General features: G+C 72.3%; 18 protein-coding genes. 9 read left to right on the forward strand and 9 right to left on the reverse strand.

Features of this window, described 5'->3' with window-relative positions; genetic code table 11:
* Positions 1–30 precede the first annotated feature (30 nt).
* Genes E1258_RS14490 through E1258_RS14505 form a run of 4 tightly spaced genes read left to right on the forward strand, consistent with a single transcriptional unit; the run spans position 31 to position 5379 of the window.
* Positions 31–1362, forward strand: coding sequence for an ABC transporter substrate-binding protein (locus E1258_RS14490; protein WP_132400785.1), 1332 nt, complete (start codon positions 31–33; stop codon positions 1360–1362).
* Positions 1363–1385: 23 nt separating this feature from the next.
* The gene (locus E1258_RS14495) at positions 1386–2342 is read left to right on the forward strand and encodes a carbohydrate ABC transporter permease (protein WP_132400788.1); all 957 of its coding nucleotides are present in this window, start codon (positions 1386–1388) and stop codon (positions 2340–2342) included.
* On the forward strand, positions 2339–3250 hold the full coding sequence (locus tag E1258_RS14500; protein WP_132400791.1) for a carbohydrate ABC transporter permease: 912 nt from the start codon (positions 2339–2341) through the stop codon (positions 3248–3250). The genes E1258_RS14495 and E1258_RS14500 overlap by 4 nt, the downstream gene beginning before the upstream one ends.
* A complete protein-coding gene (locus E1258_RS14505; protein WP_132400794.1) occupies positions 3247–5379 on the forward strand; it encodes an alpha-galactosidase in 2133 nt (710 codons plus the stop codon). Before E1258_RS14500 ends, E1258_RS14505 begins: the two co-directional genes overlap by 4 nt.
* A 117-nt stretch (positions 5380–5496) precedes the next feature.
* On the opposite strand, the gene E1258_RS14510 is transcribed toward E1258_RS14505, so the two are convergent.
* Positions 5497–6867, reverse strand: a complete 1371-nt coding sequence (locus E1258_RS14510) for a cellulase family glycosylhydrolase (protein WP_132400797.1) — start codon at positions 6865–6867, stop codon at positions 5497–5499.
* 367 nt (positions 6868–7234) lie between these two features.
* Between E1258_RS14510 and E1258_RS14515 the strand changes: the two genes are divergently transcribed.
* Complete coding sequence (locus E1258_RS14515; protein WP_132400800.1) at positions 7235–8197, forward strand: TIGR03557 family F420-dependent LLM class oxidoreductase; 963 nt, start codon at positions 7235–7237, stop codon at positions 8195–8197.
* A gap of 337 nt (positions 8198–8534) precedes the next feature.
* Here the strand turns inward: E1258_RS14515 and E1258_RS14520 are convergent, their stop codons facing one another.
* The 6 genes from E1258_RS14520 to E1258_RS14545 form a co-directional block, all read right to left on the reverse strand.
* Positions 8535–9350, reverse strand: a complete 816-nt coding sequence (locus E1258_RS14520) for an endonuclease/exonuclease/phosphatase family protein (RefSeq protein WP_132400803.1) — start codon at positions 9348–9350, stop codon at positions 8535–8537.
* Between the two features lie 38 nt (positions 9351–9388).
* Complete coding sequence (locus tag E1258_RS14525) at positions 9389–10879, reverse strand: phosphatase PAP2 family protein (RefSeq protein WP_132400806.1); 1491 nt, start codon at positions 10877–10879, stop codon at positions 9389–9391.
* Positions 10880–10958: 79 nt separating this feature from the next.
* Complete coding sequence (locus E1258_RS14530) at positions 10959–11960, reverse strand: YihY/virulence factor BrkB family protein (RefSeq protein ID WP_132400809.1); 1002 nt, start codon at positions 11958–11960, stop codon at positions 10959–10961.
* Positions 11953–12957: a diacylglycerol kinase family protein gene (locus E1258_RS14535; protein ID WP_132400812.1), complete on the reverse strand. Its 1005-nt coding sequence runs from the start codon at positions 12955–12957 to the stop codon at positions 11953–11955. Before E1258_RS14535 ends, E1258_RS14530 begins: the two co-directional genes overlap by 8 nt.
* A gap of 194 nt (positions 12958–13151) precedes the next feature.
* The gene (locus E1258_RS14540; protein ID WP_132400833.1) at positions 13152–13730 is read right to left on the reverse strand and encodes a Clp protease N-terminal domain-containing protein; all 579 of its coding nucleotides are present in this window, start codon (positions 13728–13730) and stop codon (positions 13152–13154) included.
* Positions 13730–13966: an HTH domain-containing protein gene (locus E1258_RS14545; RefSeq protein WP_007075500.1), complete on the reverse strand. Its 237-nt coding sequence runs from the start codon at positions 13964–13966 to the stop codon at positions 13730–13732. The genes E1258_RS14540 and E1258_RS14545 overlap by 1 nt, the downstream gene beginning before the upstream one ends.
* 155 nt (positions 13967–14121) lie before the next feature.
* Between E1258_RS14545 and E1258_RS14550 the strand changes: the two genes are divergently transcribed.
* The 3 genes from E1258_RS14550 (at position 14122) to E1258_RS14560 (ending at position 18368) form a co-directional block, all read left to right on the forward strand.
* Positions 14122–14982 carry a universal stress protein gene (locus E1258_RS14550; protein WP_132400815.1) on the forward strand — a complete coding sequence of 287 codons (861 nt, stop codon included), beginning with the start codon at positions 14122–14124 and terminating at the stop codon, positions 14980–14982.
* A 123-nt stretch (positions 14983–15105) separates the two neighbouring features.
* Positions 15106–17508 (forward strand): phosphoketolase, encoded by a 2403-nt coding sequence (locus E1258_RS14555; protein WP_132400818.1) that lies wholly within the window; start codon positions 15106–15108, stop codon positions 17506–17508.
* Complete coding sequence (locus tag E1258_RS14560) at positions 17505–18368, forward strand: universal stress protein (RefSeq protein ID WP_132400821.1); 864 nt, start codon at positions 17505–17507, stop codon at positions 18366–18368. Before E1258_RS14555 ends, E1258_RS14560 begins: the two co-directional genes overlap by 4 nt.
* A gap of 68 nt (positions 18369–18436) precedes the next feature.
* Here the strand turns inward: E1258_RS14560 and E1258_RS14565 are convergent, their stop codons facing one another.
* Positions 18437–19264, reverse strand: coding sequence for an enoyl-CoA hydratase/isomerase family protein (locus tag E1258_RS14565; protein WP_132400824.1), 828 nt, complete (start codon positions 19262–19264; stop codon positions 18437–18439).
* A 119-nt stretch (positions 19265–19383) separates the two neighbouring features.
* On the opposite strand from E1258_RS14565, the gene E1258_RS14570 reads away from it, so the two are divergent.
* Positions 19384–19779 carry a helix-turn-helix domain-containing protein gene (locus E1258_RS14570; RefSeq protein WP_132400827.1) on the forward strand — a complete coding sequence of 132 codons (396 nt, stop codon included), beginning with the start codon at positions 19384–19386 and terminating at the stop codon, positions 19777–19779.
* A gap of 257 nt (positions 19780–20036) precedes the next feature.
* Here E1258_RS14570 and E1258_RS14575 read toward each other — a convergent pair.
* Positions 20037–20915 (reverse strand): reductase (locus tag E1258_RS14575; RefSeq protein ID WP_132400830.1); only part of this gene is annotated, 879 nt, incomplete at its 5' end.

The raw sequence follows: 20915 nt of genomic DNA on the forward strand, positions 1-20915 counted from the left end.
CCGCACACCTTCTCATTCGCAGGAGGCACCATGTCCCGTCCCCGAACCCAAGCCGAGTACCTCGCCCGGCTCGTACCCCCATCCGTCGCCGGCCTGCGCCGGCGCTCGCTGCTGGCCGGCGCGGCCGGCACGGGCGCCCTGCTCGGCACCGGCCTGCTCGCCGGCTGCGGCTCGGACGCCGAGTCCGGCGGCGCGGAATCGAAGACGGTTTCGCTCGGCTCGAACCAGTCCGACCCCAAGCCGAAGGACGTGATCGCCAAGGTCACGGCCGGGTTCCAGACCGCCTCGGGCGTCCAGGTCGCGGTCAACACCGTCGACCACAACACGTTCCAGGAGAACATCAACAACTACCTGCAGGGCAAGCCGGACGACGTGTTCACCTGGTTCGCCGGCTACCGCATGCGGTTCTTCGCGGCGAAGGGCCTCGCGGGCGACGTCAGCGACGTGTGGGGCAAGCTCTCCGGCTACTCCGACGCGTTCAAGAAGGCGTCCACCGGCGACGACGGCAAGCAGTACTTCGTGCCCGCGTCGTACTACCCGTGGGCAATGTTCTACCGCAAGTCGGTCTGGCAGCAGCGCGGGTACCAGGTGCCGAAGACCCTCGACGAGTTGAACGCCCTCGGCGCGCAGATGAAGAAGGACGGCCTCAACCCGATCGCCTTCGGCGACAAGGACGGCTGGCCGGCGATGGGCACCTTCGACATCCTCAACCTGCGGATCAACGGCTACCAGTTCCACGTCGACCTGATGGCCGGCAAGGAGGCGTGGACCTCCGACAAGGTGAAGAAGGTCTTCGACTCCTGGGCGGGGCTGCTGCCGCTGCACCAGGCCGACAGCCTCGGCCGGACCTGGCAGGAGGCGGCCCAGTCGTTGCAGCAGAAGAAGTCCGGCATGTACCTGCTCGGCCTCTTCGTCGCCCAGCAGTTCACCAACGACGAGCAGAGCGACCTGGACTTCTTCACCTTCCCGGAGATCGACCCGGCGATCGGGGCGAAGGCCCTGGACGCGCCGATCGACGGCTACATGATGGCCCGCAAGCCGAAGTCCGAGACCAACGCGAAGAAGCTGCTGGAGTACTTCGGCTCGGCCGACGCCGCCAACATCACGGTGAAGAACGACCCGAGCACCCTGGTCGCCAACAGCGGCGCCGACGTCAGCGGCTACACCGCCCTGCAGAAGAAGGCCGCCGAGCTGGTCGGCTCGGCCACCGAGATCGCCCAGTTCCTCGACCGGGACACCCGGCCGGACTTCGCCTCCACGGTGATCATCCCGGCGCTCCAGCAGTTCATCAAGGACCCGAAGGACATCAGCGGGCTACTCACCAGCATCGAGAACCAGAAGAAGTCGATCTTCACCGGCTGACGACGGCGAGAGGGGAAGGACACATGTCCGACCTGCCCCTGATCCAAGCGGATACCGCCGTGTCGCCGCCGGCCGCGACCACCCGCAGGGGTGGTCGCGGCCGCGGGCCACGGCTCCTGTCCCGCACCGACCGCGTGGTGATCACGCTGATGGTGCTCGTGCCGCTGCTGCTGGTCGTCGGTCTGGTCTGGCTCCCGGCCATGGCCACCGTAGCCCTGTCCGGCACGAACTGGGACGGCATCGGCCCCCTCGGCGACATCGAGTGGGTCGGTGGCCGCAACTACTCCGAAGTGATCAACATCTATCCGCCGTTCGTGCCGGCGGTACAACACAACCTGCTCTGGCTGGCGGCGCTGTTCGTGGTCGCCACCCCGTTCGGCATGTTCCTCGCCGTGCTGCTGGACAAGGAGATCCGCGGCAGCCGGTTCTACCAGACCGCGCTCTACCTGCCGGTGGTGCTCTCCCTGGCGCTGATCGGCTTCATCTGGCAGCTCATCTACTCCCGCGACCAGGGCCTGCTCAACGCGGTGCTGGGCACGAAGACCGACTGGTACGGCGACCCGGACGTCAACATCTGGGCGGTGCTCGTCGCCGCCGGCTGGCGGCACGTCGGGTACATCATGCTGCTCTACCTGGCCGGGCTGAAGGGGGTCGACCCGTCGCTGCGGGAAGCCGCCTCCGTCGACGGCGCGTCCGAGGCCACCACCTTCTTCAGGGTGGTCTTCCCGGTGCTGCGGCCGATCAACATCATCGTGCTGGTGGTGACGGTGATCGAGTCGCTGCGCGCGTTCGACCTGGTCTGGGTCGTCAACAAGGGCCGCAACGGGCTGGAACTGATCTCCGCGCTGGTCACCCAGAACGTGGTCGGCGAGGCCAGCCGGATCGGCTTCGGCTCGGCGCTGGCGACGCTCATGCTCGCCGTCTCGCTGGTCTTCATCACCGTCTACCTGGCGACCGTCATGAGGGAGAACCGGAAATGACCGCCGCTGCCCTGACCCGCGAGCCGGCGACCGCCGGGGCGCCCGGCCGGCGCCGGCCGCCCCGGCCTGGCCGGGTGGTCCTGCACCTCTTCCTGGGGGCGGTGGCCGCCGGTTGGCTGTTCCCGATCCTCTGGGCGGTGCTGACCTCGCTGCGTTCCTACGAGTACACCGCCGTCAACGGCTACGTCTCCCTCGGCGGCTGGACCCTCGACAACTACGTCACCGCGTGGCGAACGGCCGATTTCGGCAAACACTTCCTCAACTCGGTATACATCACCGTCCCGGCGGTGCTGCTGGCGCTCTTCCTGGCCTCCTGCGTCGCGTTCGTCATCGCCCGGTTCAGCTGGAAACTCAACATCGTCCTGCTGGGCGTGTTCACCGCGGCGAACCTGCTGCCCCAGCAGGCCCTGCTGATCCCGCTGTTCCGGCTGTTCACCGAGATACCGCTGCCGCTGTTCATGAGCGACTCGGAGCTGCTCTACGACAGCTACTGGGGGCTGATCCTGGTCAACGTCGCCTTCCAGTGCGGCTTCTGCGTCTTCGTGCTGAGCAACTACATGAAGGCGCTGCCGTACGAGCTGTACGAGGCGGCGATGGTCGACGGGGCCAGCGTGTGGCGGCAGTACTGGCAGGTGACCATGCCGCTGTGCCGGCCGGCGCTGGCGGCGCTGGCCACCCTGGAGGTGACCTGGATCTACAACGAGTTCTTCTGGGCCACCGTGCTCATGCGCACCGGCGACAAGTTCCCGGTGACCAGCTCGCTGAACAACCTGCGCGGCGAGTTCTTCACCGACAACAACCTGGTATCGGCCGGCTCCGTACTGGTCGCGATCCCGACCCTGGTGATCTTCTTCCTGTTGCAGAAGCAGTTCGTCCGGGGCCTGACCCTGGGGGCCTCCAAAGGATGACGATCGTCCACCTGCGCCGGGCAGCCACCAGCCTGGTGCTCGACGCGCGCGGCCCGGGCTTGCCCCGGGTCGCGCACTGGGGCGCCGACCTCGGCCCGCTCGCCACCGACGACCTGCCCACGCTGGTCGCCGCAGGCGTACCGCCGGTGGTGGCGAGCAGCTTCGACGCGCCGACCGTGCTGTCCCTGCTGCCCGAGGCGAGCGCCGGCTGGAGCGGCCGGCCCGGCCTGGCCGGGCACCGCGCCGGCACCGCCTGGTCCACCGCGTTCCGCCTGGACGTCCTCGACGTCGCCGACGAGCCGGCCGGCTCCGCCCGGGTGACCGTCACGGCGACGGACCCGGACGCGGCGCTGACGCTGACCATCGAGGTCGAACTCGACCCGACCGGGCTGGTGCTGCTGCGGCACCGGCTACGCAACGACGGCGACGCCCCGTACGAGCTGCGGGAGCTGGCCGCCGTGCTGCCGGTGCCGGCGGTCGCCACCGAGCTGCTCGACCTGACCGGCCGGTGGTGCCGGGAGCGGTCGCCGCAGCGGCACCCGTGGCCGATGGGCGCGTGGGTGCGGGAGGGCCGGCACGGTCGGACCGGGCACGACGCCACGCTGCTGCTGGTGGCCGGGACGAGCGGCTTCGGCTTTCGGCACGGCGAGGTGTGGGCGGTGCACACCGCGTGGAGCGGCGACCACGTCACGTTCGCCGAGCGGCGGCCCACCGGAGAGTCCACGCTGGGTGGCGGCGAACTGCTGGCCCCCGGCGAGGTCCTGCTGGGCCCCGGCGAGTCCTACGCCACTCCCCTGCTGTACGCCGTGCACTCGACCGCCGGCCTGGACGGGCTCAGCGACGCGCTGCACACCCACCTGCGCGCCCGGCCGGGACACCCGCGCTCCGCGCGCCCGGTCACCCTCAACGTGTGGGAGGCCGTCTACTTCGACCACGACCTGAACCGGCTGCGCGCTCTCGCCGACCACGCCGCCGAGGTAGGGGTGGAGCGGTTCGTGCTCGACGACGGCTGGTTCACCGGCCGCTGGCACGACCGGGCCGGGCTCGGCGACTGGTACGTCGACGAGAAGGTCTGGCCCGGCGGGCTGCAACCGCTGATTGACCACGTGCGCGGGCATGGGATGCAGTTCGGGCTCTGGGTCGAGCCGGAAATGGTCAACCCCGACTCCGACCTGTTCCGCGCCCACCCAAACTGGGTGCTCGCCGTGCCCGGCCGGCTACCGCCGACGTGGCGGTACCAGCAGGTGCTCGACCTGGTCAACGCGGACGCGTACGCGTACGTGCTCGGGCGGCTCGACGCGCTGCTGCGCGAGCACGACGGCATCGCGTACCTGAAATGGGACCACAACCGCGACCTCACCGAAGCCGGCCACGCCGGGCGGCCCGGGGTGCACGCGCAGACCGTCGCCGCCTACCGGCTGCTCGACGAACTGCGCGCCCGGCACCCGGGCCTGGAGATCGAGAGCTGCTCCTCCGGCGGTGCCCGGGTGGACCTGGAGATCCTGCGCCGCACCGACCGGGTCTGGGCCAGCGACTGCAACGACGCCCTGGAACGGCTTGCCATCCAGCGCTGGACCGGGCTGCTGCTCCCGCCGGAACTGGTCGGCAGCCACGTCGGACCGGACCGCTCGCACACCACGCACCGGGTGCACGACCTGGGTTTCCGGGCCGCCACCGCACTGTTCGGGCACTTCGGCGTCGAGTGGGACATCGGCTCAGCGAGCGCCGTGGACCGGGCCGAGCTGGCGGCCTGGGTGGCGCTGCACAAGCGGCTGCGCCCGCTGCTGCACGCCGGCCGGGTGGTCCGGGTCGACCACCCCGACCCGGCCGTCTGGGCGCACGGCGTGGTCGCCGGTGACCTCTCCCGCGCGGTGTACGCCGTGGCGCGGATCGCCACCTCGGTCACCCAGACCCCGGGTGCGCTGCGGCTGCCCGGGCTCGACCCGGCCCGGCGGTACGGGGTCCGGCCGGCGGCCGGCGTGCCGGGGCCGGCCGTGCTGGACCTGACGGAGCCGGGCTGGCTGCCCGGGGTCACCCTGCCGGGCGCGGTGCTCGGGTCGATCGGCCTCCAACTGCCGGCCCTGCACCCCGAGCAGACCCTGCTGCTGGAGGTCGACGCGGCCGACTGACCCCGGCCGCGACCTTCCCCCTCGGGCACGCGGCCGGCTTGGTTTGCCCCTCGTCGGCAGGGCAGGGACGGTGGCCGGGCCCCGAATGGGCCCGGCCACCGTCGGTGGCGGGTAGGGTCAGCTCGCCGTGCAGGTCACCGCGGGGACGGTGGGGGTGCCGGTGGAGCTGCCGATGAAGCCGAAGCTGGTGCTGGCGCCGGTGCCGAGCCTGCCGTTGTAGCTGACGTTGGTGGCGGTCACGCTCGACCCGCTGCTGGTCACCGTCGCGTTCCACACCTGGCTGATCTGGCCGCCCGGGTACGTCCACTTCGCCGTCCAGCCGTTGATGGCGGCGGAGCCGGCGGTCACCTTGACCTCACCCTGGAAGCCGCCCTGCCACTGACCGACGATCGTGTACGTCGCCGTGCAGCCCCCCGTCGCCGGCGGGGTGGTCGGCGGGGGCGTCGTGGTCGGCGGCGGGAGGGTCGGCGTCACGGTCGTCGACGGCGTGGGCGTGACGATGCCGCCGTAGACCGACGCTTCCTTCGACGTGGCCTTGATGCCGTTGACGCCGTTGAAGATCCGCTGTCCCCAGGTGGTCAGGGCTGCCGGGTTGAAGTTGGTGACCATGTCGAGGTACTCGACGCCGCCGCTGTTGCCGCTCCACGACCAGCCCAGGTATCCGATCCCGTTGGCCTGCGTGTACGACAGGATGGTGTCCTCGTCGGGGTTGCCGTCGGAGTGGTCGAAGCCGAACTCGCCCACCACGATCGGCAGCTTCGCGGTGCGGAACCGGCCGAGGTAGTCGGAGATCTCCGCGGCGGTGTCGAAGACGCCGTACATGTGGACGGAGAAGACGGTGTTCTTCTGCGGGTCGGCCGCGAAGACCGAGGCGGCGTTGTCGCGCATGGTGAACGACCAGTCCTGACCCCAGTTCGGGGCGTCGATCATGATGGTGTGCGCGAGGCCGGCGGCGCGCAGCCGCTTGATCGCGTTGGCCGAGTCGGTGGCCCAGGTGCCGTAGCCCCGGTTGCCGTACGGCTCGTTGCCGATGTTGACGATCACGTACTTCTCCTGGCCGGCGAGGGCGCTGGAGATGCTCAGCCAGTAGTCGACCGCCCGGTCCAGGGTGATCGCGCCGCTCTGCTCGCCGTACCCGGTGGTGTCGTGCACCTCCAGGACGCAGATCAGCTTGTTCGCCCTGCACAGCGAGATGACGTTGGCGACGTCGGCCGTGTCGTTCTTCGCCCAGCGGTCGCCGCTGGCCAGCACCACCCGCACCGTGTTCGCGCCGACCGCCTTGATGTTGGCGAAGGAGCTGGTCTGCTGCGGGTACCAGGTGTGGGCGTGGTTGACGCCGCGCATGACGAACTCGTTGCCGTTGGCGTCGTACAGCTTGCCGTTGGCGACGGTGAAGCCGGCGGCGGCGTGCGCCGGCTGCCCGAAGGCGAACACGGCGGCGAGGACCGTCAGCACGGCGACAGCCGCGACGGAGAGACGTTTTCTCATGGTTTCCTCAGGGAGGGTCACCCCCGTGCCCAGACGGGGGGTGCGGTGGTGGTGACGAAGAAGGCGGCTGGCCCGTCAGCCGCTGGCCGGCTCCCGACGGCGCAGCCATCAGCGTAGGCCGATCAACCGACCAGGGCAACCGGTTCAGTGAGCCGCCACTCAGGTGGGTGCCCTGTGGCGGCTCGCGGGACCACAAGCCACCACAGGGCCGGTCATCCCCACCACAGGATGCAGCACCCCCGGCCTGAACCGGTTAAGGTCCGACTTTATGCACCCTGGGCCGCCCCGTCAAGGCCACGACGACACGAGGATTGACCGACGCCCACCGGGGTATGCGATGGGTCGAAAGAGCGAAGGAGATGCCGCGATGGTCAACGTCGGCTACACCCTGATGTGCGAGCAGGCCGGGCCGAAGGAACTGGTCGACTACGCGGTGCGCGCGGAGGCGGCCGGCTTCGACCAGTTGGTGATCTCCGACCACTACTACCCGTGGCTGGATTCCCAAGGTCACTCCCCGTACGCCTGGTCGGTGCTCGGGGCGGTCGCCCACGTCACCAGCCGGGCCGAGCTGATGTCCTTCGTGACCTGCCCGATCCGCCGCTACCACCCGGCCGTCGTGGCGCAGAAGGCCAGCACGATCGGGGTGCTGTCGGACGGTCGGTTCACCCTCGGCCTGGGCGCCGGGGAGAACCTCAACGAGCACGTCGTCGGCGGCTGGCCGCACGTGCAGCAGCGGCACGAGATGTTCGAGGAGGCGTTGCAGGTCATCCGGCCGCTGCTGAACGGGGAGACGCTGACCTTCTCCGGAAACCACTTCGACGTGCCCGACGCGTACGTCTGGGACCGGCCGGAGCGTCCGGTGCCGATGGCCGTGGCCGCGTCCGGCCGGCAGTCGGCGGCGCTCGCCGCCGACTACGCCGACGGCCTCGTCGCCACCGAGCCCGACGCCCACCTCATCCGGATGTACGACGACGCGGGCGGCGCCGGACAGCCCCGGTTCGGCCAGGTCGCCATCTGCTACGGCCCCGACGAGGCGGAGTGCCGCAAGATCGCGCACGACCAGTTCCGCTGGTTCGGCACGGGCTGGAAGGTCAACGCCGACCTGCCCGGCCCGAACTCGTTCGCCGCCGCGACCCAGTTCGTCCGCGAGGAGGACGTCGCCGAGGGGATCTCCTGCGGCCCGGACCCCGACCGGCACGTCGCGGCGTTCAAGAAGTTCGTCGACGCCGGCTTCACCCACGTGGCGCTGGTACAGGTCGGCGGGGACACCCAGCCGAGGTTCCTCGACTGGGCCCGGGAGGAACTGCTCCCCCGGCTGCGCGAGCTGTGATGGCCGGCCGGACGGACGGCTTCTCGCCGGCCCCGCCGCGGCTCGCCCCGTCCCGTACGCGGCTTTGAACCCGCTCGATCCGAAAGGCGGCCCCATGCGCATCGGCAACACGGAGATCCGCCCGGTGGGTGGCGGCCTCGGCTGCCTGCTGATGATCCTCTTCTCGGTCCTCGCCTCGATCCTGCTGACCGTCCTGCTCAACCTCGCCCTATAGGCCACCGGCCCCGCCCCGTCCCTTTTCCCGGCCACCGTGCGGCCGGCGCAGGAGGCACGGGCGGCACAGGAGGCCCGCGGTGGCACAGGAGGTTCGCGGTGGCACGGCGGGCGCGGGCGGCGGTCAGGCCGGGTGAAGATCGAGGTCGGCGAGCACCGGGTAGTGGTCGGAGGCGCACTCGGTCTCGCCGCCGCGCGCCACGGTGCAGGACCGGGCCAGCCGGGCCAGCGCCGGGGTGCCGAGAAGATAGTCCAGCCGCATCCCGGAGAACTCCGCGCCGCCGCCGTGCCGCGTCGGCGCGGTCGCCACCTCGTCGCCGGGGGCGAGCGCGTCGTACAGGTCGACCAGGCCGGCGGCGGCGAGGCGGGCCACCGCCCGGGTCTCCACCGTCCGCCCGTCCCGGCGCAGATGCCGACGACGGTACGCGGCCGGCAGCCGGGCGACCCGGTCGGTGTGATCGGTGCCCGGGGCGAGGGTGTTGAGGTCCCCGGCCAGCAGCGCCAGCGCGCCCGGCCCGGCACCGGGAACCCGGCCGACGGCCGCCGCGAGCCAGCCGGCCTCGACCCGGCGTCGCAGCCCCGAGTACGGGTCGAGGTGCGTGCCGAGCACGGTGAGCGGCCCCGCGTCGGTGGCCACGGTGACGCGTACGGCGGCATGGTGGAACGGGCGGCGGACCGGGCCGGCCGCGACGACCCGCAGTGGCGGGCGGACCAGCACCGCCACGGGCTGACCGCAGCGGGAGCGGGCGAGGTAAGGCCGCATGCCCACGGCGACGGCGAAGCCGGCCAGCACGCCGCCGGAGTCGAAGCCGCGCAGCTCCTGTGCGGCCAGCAGGTCCGGCCGCCACGCGGCGACGACCCGGGCCACCCGGTCCAGCCGGCCGGGCCCCGTCCGGTCTCGGCCGCCGGTCTTGATGTTCCAGGTCATCACCCGGAGCACGGGGCGTTCCCGGTCGTCATCGGCGGGTGGCCGATCCGTCAGTCGGGGCGGCCGGCGGTGGCCAGTTCGTCGTTTAGCTCGTCGACCTGCTCGGACCCGATCGCCGGGCGGTTGCCCTCGGCGAGGTCGGCGTTGGGGCGGATCACCCAGTACAGCAGGCCGATCCACAGGGCGCTGAGCAGGATCGCACCCATGAAGTCGGTCGGGTGGTGCATGCCCCGGTACATCCGGGAGACCGCCACCCCCACCGGCATGACCACCGCGAGGGCTACGAAGAGCCACCGCCACCAGCGGTCGGTGCGGGGGAACACGATGACGGCGATGGCCAGCCAGAGGGAGATGGTGGCGGCGATGTGCCCGGACGGGAACGACGAGGTGGGCATCGGCCCGTCCAAATTCTCCACGGGCGGGCGGGGCCGATCGACGGCGCGGGCGGAGGCGAGGAAGAGGGTCAGCTCGCCGAACATCGCCAGCGCCACGAAGAGCACCGGCCGCCAGCGCCGCCACACCGCGAGCACCAGCGGGCAGAAGACCAGCGACACCAGCAGGATCGCGTGAGTGTCGCCGGCCTTGCTCCACCACCAGCTCAGGCCGGTCCACGCGTCGGTGTGCCGCCCGGCGAACCAGCGCGGCACCTCGGTGTCCAGGGTGCCGAAGAACGTGTCCTTGGCGTAATAGCTGACGAGCATGCCGAAGGCGTACAGCGCGCCGAAGACCAGCACCCAGCCGACCAGCAGCTCGGCGAGGGCCGAGCGGGGGTGCTCCAGCACGTGCTCCTCGGCGGGGGCGGGGGCGATGTCGTGGCCCGCCTCCGGCTCCAGGCCCTCGGTCAGCGGCGGCACCGGCCGGCCGCGTTCGCGCCGCCACAGCCGGAAGGCGTACGCGGTTACGCCGAGCCAGGCCGCGCCGAGCAGCCAGCCGCCGATCACGTCGGAGACGAAGTGCACGCCCAGCGCGATGCGGGTCAGCCCGACCAGGGCCACCAGCACGGCGGCGACGGCGATGGCCGGCTTGCGCCAGCGGGGCGCCACGGCCGGGAGGAAGACCAGCAGGATCGCCCCGTACGCGACGAAGGAGCCGAGGGCGTGGCCGCTGGGGAAGCTGTTGCCGGGGGCGCTGGCCACCGGCACGTCCACCACGGGGCGGAGCCGGCCGACGAGCGTCTTCAGCGACGGATCGAGGATCAGCCCGCCGAGCCCGGTGATGATGAGGTAGACGGCGAGCCGGGCCCGCCGGCGGATCAGCAGCCCGATCACGGCCACGCTGACCAGCCAGAACAGCACGGGCCGCCCGCCGAGGTCGGTGATCGCCTGCAACACGGTGACCAGGGCGTGATGCGGGGCGACGAGCCCGTTGAACCACTCGGCGGCCTCGTGGTCGGCGTGGTAGAGCGGGCTCCACCGGAAACGCACCAGCGTCAGCAGCAGACCGAAGGCGACCCCCGCGCCGGCGACGGCCACCAGCCCGGCGATGCTCCGCTCGGCGAAGTGGCCGAGTGGTCGCCGCACCATCTCTTTGACCGCGGTCACCCCGCACCTCCCTTGTCCGCTCTGGCGAGGCGCTTTACCCGATCCGGCCGTCCCGTACACCGGGGGTGTCGCCGCCGGATCAGAGCGCGGTCATTCCACCGGTGTCGTAGACCTCCTCGCGCTCGGCCTCGGGCTGCCACAGGTCCGGCTGGGCCGGCTCCGCCACGCCGATCCGCATCGCCTCCAGCTGGGCTGCGAAGGCCAGCCCGCCGAAGAGCGCCATCCCGGTGAGGTTGGCCCAGAGCAGCAGCGCCATCATCCCGGTCAGCGCCCCGTAGGTCTGCCCGAACCCGTCGCTGAACCGCACGTACGCGGCAAGCAGCAGGCTGGCCAGCCACCACAGCGCGGTGGCGATGCCGGCGCCGAAGAACAGCCAGGACAGGCTGGGCTGCTTGCGGCGGGGGGCGTGGCGGAACAGCAGGGCCACGGCGAGCACGGTCAGGCCGAGGCTCAACGGCCAACGGGCCACGTCCCAGGCGACGGTGGCGGCGTCACCCCAGGTGTAGTTGCGGCGTACGGAATCGCCCATCGCCCCGCCGCCGACCAGGATCAGGAACCCGGTCAGCGCCGGGACACCCGCAAGGAGCGCGAGGACGCTGGCGCGCAGGTACTTCCACAGCGCCGGCCGGTCCCGCTCCACGCCGTAGATCCGGTTCGCGCCACGTTCGATCTGCGCCATCGTGGTGGTCAGCGCGACGATGCCGGTCAGCAGGCCGAGGGCCAGCGCCAGCTCGCCGGCGTCCTCCGTGGGCTCGCTGTCGACCAGCAGCTCCTCGACCATCTGCTCGCTCTGCCCCGGGGTGAGGGCCAGCACGGTGTCGGCGACCACCCGGCCCCCCTCGTCGGCGCCGAGGTCGGTGATCAGGCCGGTGAGGGCGATCATGAACGGCACCACGGCGAGGCAGAGCTGCAACGCGAAAGCCCGGGAGTGGCTGAACCCGTCGCCGTAGCGAAACCGGACGAACGCGTCCCGCAGCAGATGCCAGCCGCCGTGGCGACGCAGTGTGTGCCAGGCGTCGTCGGCGGAGAGTTCCTCGTCGGCCATGAGCCGGGTCTCGGGCACCATCCGGGTGCTACTCACGGCGGGCCTCCTCGACCAACTCCTCGCCCCGCTGCCCGGCTGCCTCGGCGTCGACGGCCAGGTCGGGTGCATCCTGCGGCTGCGGCACGCAGAGCCAGAGGGCGCGGGGGCGGACCTCCGCCACCAGCCGCCGGCCCGGGGGGATGAGGTCCCCGTCGAGCTCGCGCGGCTGGGCCCGGTTGCTGGTGACCTGCACCCTGCGGGCGCGGAAGACCTCCATCCGGGGGACGCTGTCCCGGCGGCGGACCAGCGCCCAGCTCATGGCCAGCCAGTGCCGCAGGGTACGCGGGGTGAGCACCGCGACGTCGAGCCAGCCATCGTCCGGTTCGGCGTCGGCGAGCAGGGTGACGCCGCCCTGGAGGCGCCCGACGTTGGCCACCAGCACCGAGCGGGCGCGACGGCGCAGCGGCGGCCGGTCGTCGATGCGGATGGTGACCCGCATCGGCCGGTCCCGCAGGTGCCGGGCGGCCCCCATGACGTACGCCGGCCAGCCGATGCGGGCCTTGGTCGTCTCCGAGGTGGCTTCGAGCATCTGGGCGTCGAAGCCCATCCCGGCCATGACGGTGAAGTAGGCGTCCCCGACCGCGCCGACGTCGAGCTGCCGGCGGCCCCGCTCGACGGCCACCTCCAGCCCGGCGGCCAGGTCGGTGGAGAGGCCGAGGTTGGCGGCGAGCAGGTTGCCGGTGCCCTGGGGCAGGACGGCGAGCGCCACGTCGGTGCCGACCAGGGCGCTGACGCAGGACATCACGGTGCCGTCGCCGCCGCAGGCGAAGACGACGTCCACCCCGGCGGAAACGGCCTTCCCGGTCTGGCCGCGGCCCGGGTCCTCCGGGGTGGTCTCGAACCACAGTGGCGGCGGCCAGCCGGCGGCGGCGAGGGCCCCGTCGACCGTTTCCCGCAGTTCGTCGAGATCGGCGACCTTCACCGGGTTGACCACCACCGCAGAGCGTAGCCCGCCGCCGGTCGCGGTCGAACACGTGTCCTGCTGAGCATCCACGGCGTCAGTGTGCAGCAACCCGGTGCGGGCGGCGAGCCGGCGACCGGTGAGGTTACGCGCACCGAAAGCAGGTTTGGGCTTCCCGAGGTCCGGGAGACCGGCCGGCCCGCATCCTTCGTCACGTCCCTCGGCATGCTGTGCGACGAGTCGGTGACGAGTTGGGCGCGTGGGAGGGCGGGGTCGACCGGGCCGGTCTAGGCTGCCGCCCGCAGGGCCGCCTCCACCCGGCGGCGCAGGTCGTCCAGGTCCAGCCCAGCCTCGGTGAGCACCAGCGCGGCCGGACCGCCGCCCTCGCGGAGCAGCCCGAGCAGGATGTGCTCGGTGCCGATGTGCCTGTGGCGCAGCCGGAGCGCCTCGCGCAGCGACAGCTCCAGCACCTTCTTGGACCGGGGCGAGAACGGGCCGCCGGGCCGCTGGCGGCGGCGCAGGCCGCGGCGCGGGGCGGGGACGGCCGCACGCAGCGCGTCGGGGCCGAAGGACTCCTCGATCCGGGCGACGATCGCGGCCAGGTCGATGCCGATCTCGCGCAGCGCGGCGGCGTCTGCCTCGGCGAGCCCCGCGCCGCCCTCGGCGGTGTGCCGGGCCACGGCGGCACGCAGGTCGGCGGCGCGGACACCCGCGTCGCGCAGCACCCGGGTCGCGAGATTGTCGGGGTCGGCGAGGACGGCGAGCAGCAGGTGCTCGGTGCCGACCGGGCGCTGCCCGGCGGCCCGTGCCTCGTCGCGGGCCCGCTTGACCGCCTCGCGGGCCCGGTCGGTGAACCGTTCGAACATCATGCCTCCCAGGTGCTCGGGACCGCCGGTCGCCCGGCGTGCTTCTTGTGGACCGCCTGCCGGCTGACCTCCAACGCGTCGGCGATCTCCTGCCAGGACCAGCCCTGCCGTCGGGCGTTGTCCACCTGGACCACCTCGAGCCGTTCGAGGAGCCGGCGCAGGGCGCGCACGGCGCGCAGGCCCACCCGGGGATCGGTGCTGCCGGCCGCCGCCGCGAGTTCCGTCGCCTGACTCATGCCGTCAACATACGTTGACAGAGAGGTGCTGTCAACCCACGTTGACGCACGCGGGGGCGACACGCGATACCGGCCCCGGGGCGGGCCGGTCCGATTACGCTCGGTCGCAGGGAACGGACCAGCCGTGCGCGGCTCCCGGGGGGAGGTGAGGCCGGATGACCCCACCCGCCGACGCGCCGGTGGTGGCCGCGCTCGGCTCGCCGGAGACCGCCATGCAGGTCGTCCGGTTGGCCGCGCGGGAGGCCGCCGACCACCGCCGCCCGCTTTGCCTGTGGCACGCGCTCAACTGGTCGGCGGAGCAGGAGACCCCGTCGCTCGGCCCGCGCGCCGAGGCCGAGGAGCTGCTCCAACGCGCCGCCGCAGCCGCCGGCGAGGAGGACCCGGCGGTGCCAGTCAGCGGCGAGATCGTCGAAGGCACCCCGGTGGCCGCGCTGGTCCGCCGCTCCGAGTCGGCGTTCCTCGTCGTCGTCGGCGACGGCGGGATGTCCTGCGGCGGTGCGCGCAACCCCGCCGACGCGCCCGCGGTGCAGCTCGCCGCCCGCGCCGGCTGCCCGGTGCTGGTGGTCCGCTCCGAACCGCCGCCGCGTGGCCCGGTCCTGGTCGGCGTCGACGGCTCGGCCAGCTCCCGTACGGCGCTGGCGTTCGCCTTCGGCTGCGCCGCCCGCCGGTCGGCCCGGCTGCTCGCCGTCCGGGTCACCGAGCCGCCGGACGTGCCACCCGGCGGTGGGCCGCCGCAGCAGGACCAGCGCGACGCACACGCCGAGCTGGCCGAACTGGTGGTCCGGTTCGGACGGCGGCACCCGGAGGTGCCGGCCGAGTGTCACGTGGTCGGCGGCGACCCCGGCGGGGTCATGGTCGACCAGTCCCGCTCCACGCAACTGACCGTGGTCGCCGCCCGGGGCGACGAACCGCTGCGCGGGATGCTCGGCGCGGTCAGCCAGTCCCTGCTCTACCACTCCCCCGCCCCGGTCATCGTCGTCCGTGGAATGACCCCCACCGCGCCGAGCGGGGCATGACGTCCCACGTCCCGGGACCAACGGCCCTGATCAATTCCGGCGGCCCGGCGAAGCTGTGCGTGACCGGGAAACACCCGGCGCCCCGGATGCGAACGTCCCCGATCCGCGAAAGGCTGACGCAGCATGGACACCGTTGTAGACCTGCACGGTCCCCTGACCGAAGACGAGCTGCGCCGGCTGGACGCGTACTGGCGGGCCGCCAACTACCTGACCGTCGGGCAGATCTATCTGCTGGACAACCCGCTGCTGCGTGAGCCGCTGCGGCCCGAGCACGTCAAGCCCCGGCTGCTGGGGCACTGGGGCACCGGCCCGGGGCTCAACCTGGTCTACGCGCACCTCAACCGGGTCATCGTCAACCGGAAGCTGCCGACGATCTTCATCACCGGCCCCGGCCACGGCGGCCCCGCCCTGGTGGCCAACACCTGGCTGGAGGGCACCTACAGCGAGCTCTACCACTCGGCGAGCCGCGACGAGACCGGCATGCGGCAGCTGTTCCGCCAGTTCTCGTTCCCCGGCGGCATCCCGAGCCACGTCGCACCGGAGGTGCCGGGCTCGATCCACGAGGGCGGCGAGCTCGGGTACGCGCTGAGCCACGCGTACGGCGCCGCGTTCGACAACCCCGACCTGCTGGTCGCCTGCGTCATCGGCGACGGCGAGGCCGAGACCGGCCCGCTCGCCGGAAGCTGGCTGTCCAACGTCTTCCTCAACCCGGCCCGCGACGGCGCGGTGCTGCCCATCCTGCACCTCAACGGCTACAAGATCGCCAACCCGACGGTGCTGGACCGCATCCCCGCCGACGATCTGCTGGACATGATGCGCGGGTTCGGCTACCAGCCGTACGTCGTCGCGGGCGACGACCCGGCCACGGTGCACCAGACCCTGGCCGCCACCCTGGACCGGGCCGTCGACGAGATCGCCGGGATCCAGCGCAGGGCGCGCTCCGGCGCACCCGTCGAGCGCCCCCGCTGGCCGATGATCATCCTGCGGACGCCGAAGGGCTGGACCGGCCCGGCCGTCGTCGACGGCAAGCAGGTCGAGGGGACGTACCGCGCCCACCAGGTGCCCATCGCCGAGGTGCGGGACAACCCGGAGCGCCTGGCGGAGCTGGAATGCTGGCTGCGCAGCTACCGGCCACAGGAGCTGTTCGATCCCACCGGCGCGCCGGTCGCCGAACTGGCCGCGCTGCCACCGGCCGGTGACCTGCGGATGAGCGCCAACCCGGTCGCCAACGGCGGGCGGGTGCTGCGCGACCTGGACCTGCCGGACTTCCGCCGGTACGCCGTCGACGTCAAGCAGCCCGGCGCGCCGGCGGTCGGCGCGACCGGCGTGCTCGGCGCATGGGTCCGCGACGTCATCACCGCCAATCCGCATACGTTCCGCCTCTTCGGCCCCGACGAGGTCGCCTCCAACCGGCTCGGCGCGGCCTTCGAGGTCACCGACCGGGTGTTCGTCGCCGACCGGGTCGACGGCGACGAACACCTCTCCCCTAACGGCCGGGTGATGGAGGTGCTGTCGGAGCACCTGTGCCAGGGCTGGCTGGAGGGGTACCTGCTGACCGGCCGGCACGGGATCTTCACCAGCTACGAGGCGTTCATCCACATCGTCGACTCGATGGTCAACCAGCACGCGAAGTGGCTGAAGGTGACCCGGGGTATCCCGTGGCGGGAGCCGGTGGCGTCGCTGAACTACCTGCTCTCCAGCCACGTGTGGCGGCAGGACCACAACGGCTTCTCGCACCAGGACCCAGGCTTCATCGACCACGTGGTCAACAAGAAGGCCGAGGTGGTCCGGGTCTACCTGCCGCCGGACGGCAACACCCTGCTCTCCACCATGGACCACTGCCTGCGCAGCCGGCACTACGTCAACGTGGTGGTGGCCGGCAAGCAACCCGCCCCCACCTGGCTGACCATGGACGAGGCGATCCAGCACTGCCGGCGCGGCCTGGGCATCTGGGACTGGGCCAGCACCGACGACCGTCGGGAGCCGGACGTGGTGCTCGGCTGCGCCGGGGACGTGCCCACGCTGGAGACCCTCGCCGCCGCCGGCCTGCTGCGCCAGCGGCTGCCCGAGCTGAAGGTGCGGGTGGTCAACGTGGTCGACCTGATGCGGCTCCAGCCGCCGTCGGAGCACCCGCACGGCCTGCCGGACAACGAGTTCGACACCATCTTCACCCGCGACAAGCCGATCATCTTCGCGTACCACGGCTACCCGTGGCTGATCCACCGGCTCACCTACCGGCGCGCCAACCACGACAACCTGCACGTGCGCGGGTACAAGGAGGAGGGCACCACCACCACGCCGTTCGACATGGTGATGCTCAACGACCTCGACCGGTTCCACCTGGTCATCGACGTGATCGATCGCGTTCCGGGGCTGGCCGCGCGCGCCGCCCACCTCCGCCAGGAGATGGTGGACGCCCGCCAGGCCTGCCGCGACCACACCCGGCGGTACGGCTCCGACGACCCCCGGGTCGCCGAGTGGCAATGGATCCGGGAGACCGACGCCGAGCTTAGGAGCGGGAAGTGAGCGGTGACGAGATCCTCGTCGGCTACGACGCATCCGCCGACGCCACGGTCGCCCTCCACTGGGCGCTGGCCGAGGCGGAGCACAGCGGCCGGCCGGTCCGCCTGGCGTACGTCTTCGAGTGGGTGACCGTGGCCGGCTGGGTCGGCCCCGGGGTGGCCCCCGGGATATGGCCCGACGAGACCGCCCGCCGGCACGTGAAGGAGCTGGTAGACAAGGCCGCCGCCGACGCCGCCGCCGCCGCGCGGCCCACCGTGACCGTGCACGGGGAGGTGTTCGACGGGCCGCCGGCGCTGGTGCTGGAGGAACGCTCCGCCGAGGCGGGCCTGCTGGTGCTCGGCACCCGGGGCCATGGCGGGTTCGGCGGCCTGCTCGCCGGCTCCACCGCCGTGTCGGTGACCGCCCACGCGCACTGCCCGGTGGTGGTGGTCCGCGACGGCGACGCCTCCGCAAGCCGTACGGGCCGGGTGGTGGTGGGGGTCGACGGGTCGGCGACCTCCCTGCTGGCCCTCGGGTTCGCCGTCGAGCGGGCGGCCCAGCGGGGCGTACCGCTGCATGTGGTGCGGGCCTGGGAACCGTCGGCCGACCGGGGCGTCGGCGGGGACGACGCGGTGGCGGCGGAACGGGCGGCGCTGGACGAGCCGCTGGCCTGGTGGCGGGAGACGTTCCCGGACGTCGCGGTGACCGTGGACGTGGTGACCGGCCGCCCGGCCGGCGCACTGGTCGAGGCGAGCCGCGACGCCCAGCTCGTGGTGGTCGGCAGCCGGGGCTGGGGCGGGCTGCGCGGGATGCTGCTCGGCTCGGTCGGCCAGCAGCTCATCCACCACGCGCACTGCCCGGTAGCGGTCGTCCGCGAACGCTGAGCCCGGTGCACGCGCGGCAGACGTGCTCACGTGATCAAGGCTGGCAAGTCCGGCTGGCTCTGGTTCCGCTACCCGGCGAGACCACGAAACAGACCCTCGAGGTCCTGTTCGCCGTCACGGGTCTGGGCGCCGTGGGTAAGCCCCGCGGCCATGAGGTGCGCGGTGGCGGGGCGGAATACGAGCCCGGCCCAGGCGTCGTTCTCCCGTGCCAAGCCATCGGCGTGATCGCCGGGGACGATGGCGTGCTTGGCCGCCGCGACGACGCCGTCCGGCAGTGCGGCGATGTTGCGGGCGAGGCGGTCGACGAACGCGTCGAGCTCGTGCGCGGGGACGGCGCGGTTGACCCAGCCGTACCTTTCGGCCGTCTCGGCGTCGAACAGGTCCGCGCCGAGCACGACCTCCAGCGCGCGGTTGCGGCCGACGCGCTCGGTGAGGTACTGCGTGGAGCCTCCGCCGGGGACGATGCCCATGAGGGCTTCGATCTGGCCGAGCCCGGCCCTGTCGATCGCTGCGAACGCCATGTCCGCGGCCACGACGAACTCGGATCCGCCCCCGCGCGCCTTGCCGGCGAGCTTGACGATGGTCACCTGGGGCTGGCGGCGTAGCTGCTCCCCGACGGCCTGGAAGACATTCACGCCTTCCGGCAGGTCGGCCATGAGACCGGCGAGATCCTCCAGGGTGACGGTCATGTCGACGTGGGCGAGGAAGAAGTCCGAGTCGGCGCTGTCGAACACGATCACACGTACGGTGTCGTCGCCGGCCAGGGTGGTCAGCAGGCGCCGCAGGTCGGTCATGACGGCGACGCTGAGGACGTTGATCGGCGGGTTGTCGATCGTGACGTACGCGACGCCGTCCTCCTGGCTCATCCGCAGAGTCTGGTAGGTGTCGTGGCTCATCGCGTCTCCGTAAGTATCTGGCAGGACCTTGGTTCCTGATGTATACCTACGGTGATACTGGCCCTGACCTGCGTCAATAACGCACTTTGGGCATCCCAGGGATCGCGGAGGATACCGTCATGGCCACTTCTGGAACCGTCTACCAGACCATCGTCGAGCGGGAGCTGGTGTTCCGGTCCGATTGTGCGAGCCGGCCGATCCTCGATCAGATCGCTGACAAGTGGTCGATGATGGCGATGGCGGTTCTGGTCGAGCCGCGCCGGTTCAACGAGATCAAGCGCCGCCTCGAGGGCGTGACCCAGCGCGTGCTGACGCAGACCCTGCGCCGGCTCGAACGCAACGGGATGATCGAGCGCCGCGTGCTGCCGACCTCGCCGGTCGGCGTCGAATACTCGTTGACCCCGCTCGGCAAGTCCCTGCGCGAACCGTTCGGCCATCTCTACGACTGGACAGTCGCCCACGCGTCCGAGATCCAAGCACGCCAGCGCGACTACGACCAGCGCGTTCAGCGCTGACATCGAAGCTGCCGCGCGGAGCTCGTGCTCGACCCGCGCGGCCACCTGTTGACTGGTGGTACGACTTGACTGGTGGTACGACCGCAGCCCGGCCAGGCTTGGTCGAGGTGACCGGTGGGGTCGCTCTCATCGCGGTTGCCCACGTCGCCTAGACACGACACCGCAGACGCCCCAAGCGGACACGAGGTGACCGGGGTGAGCCAGACGATGCCGCGGTGACCGTGGACGTGCGGGAGCCCGGCCGGGCCGGCAGCGGGTCAGCCGGCAGCGGCGAGCAGGGCGGCCTCCCGCTGCGGGTCCAGGCCTACGGGCGCGCGCGGTGGACGGCCGGCTCGCGGCGGCACGCCACCCACCGCGCGCAGCCAGGCCCAGGTGTCGGCGACCGTCTCGGCCACCGGCCGGCAGGTCAGCCCCATCGCGTGCGCCCGCTGCACGCCGCGCTCCAGCAACCAGCGGTACTCGTGCCCGGCGGGGACCCAGATCGGCAGGTCGTTCCACGGTTCCACCCCGGCGGCGAGGATCGCGTCCGGGTCGGTCCAGCGCAGCCGGGCCGCCGAGCCGGTGGCGGCGACGCAGGCGTCGAGCAGCTCACCCGTCGTCGTGTGCCCGGTCCGCGACACCACGTTGTACGCCCCGCCGTCGCCCGCCACGCCCCGGTCCAGCAGCCACTTTGCCAGGTCGCGGGCGTCGATGTACTGCAGGGGCAGGTCGGCGGGGCCGGGGGCGAGCACGTCGCCGCCCCGGGCGACGCGGGCCAGCCACCAGGGTAGCCGGCCGACGTCCTCACCAGGGCCGAGGATCAGCCCGGCGCGGGCCAGCAGCGCCCGGTTGCCGAACACCGCCGTGGCGGACCGTTCCCCGCCGGCCTTGAGCTGCGGGTAGTCGCCGTCGACGGCGTCCGGGTCGGCAACCACGGTGGGCGCGTCCTCGCCGACGCCGGACGGGACGGGCGGGGCGTAGACGGAACCGCTGGAGACGTATCCGTACCAGCCGGCCGCGTCGCGCAGGGCCCGGGCGGCGTCGCGCACCGCGCGGGGCGCGCCGTCCCAGGTGTCGACCACGAGGTCCCACTCGCCGCCGGCCAGCGCGGCCAGGCCGCCGGGCGCGGTCCGGTCCCCCCGCAACCGGTGCACGCC

Source organism: Micromonospora sp. KC207 (assembly GCF_004348615.1).
GTDB lineage: Bacteria > Actinomycetota > Actinomycetes > Mycobacteriales > Micromonosporaceae > Micromonospora.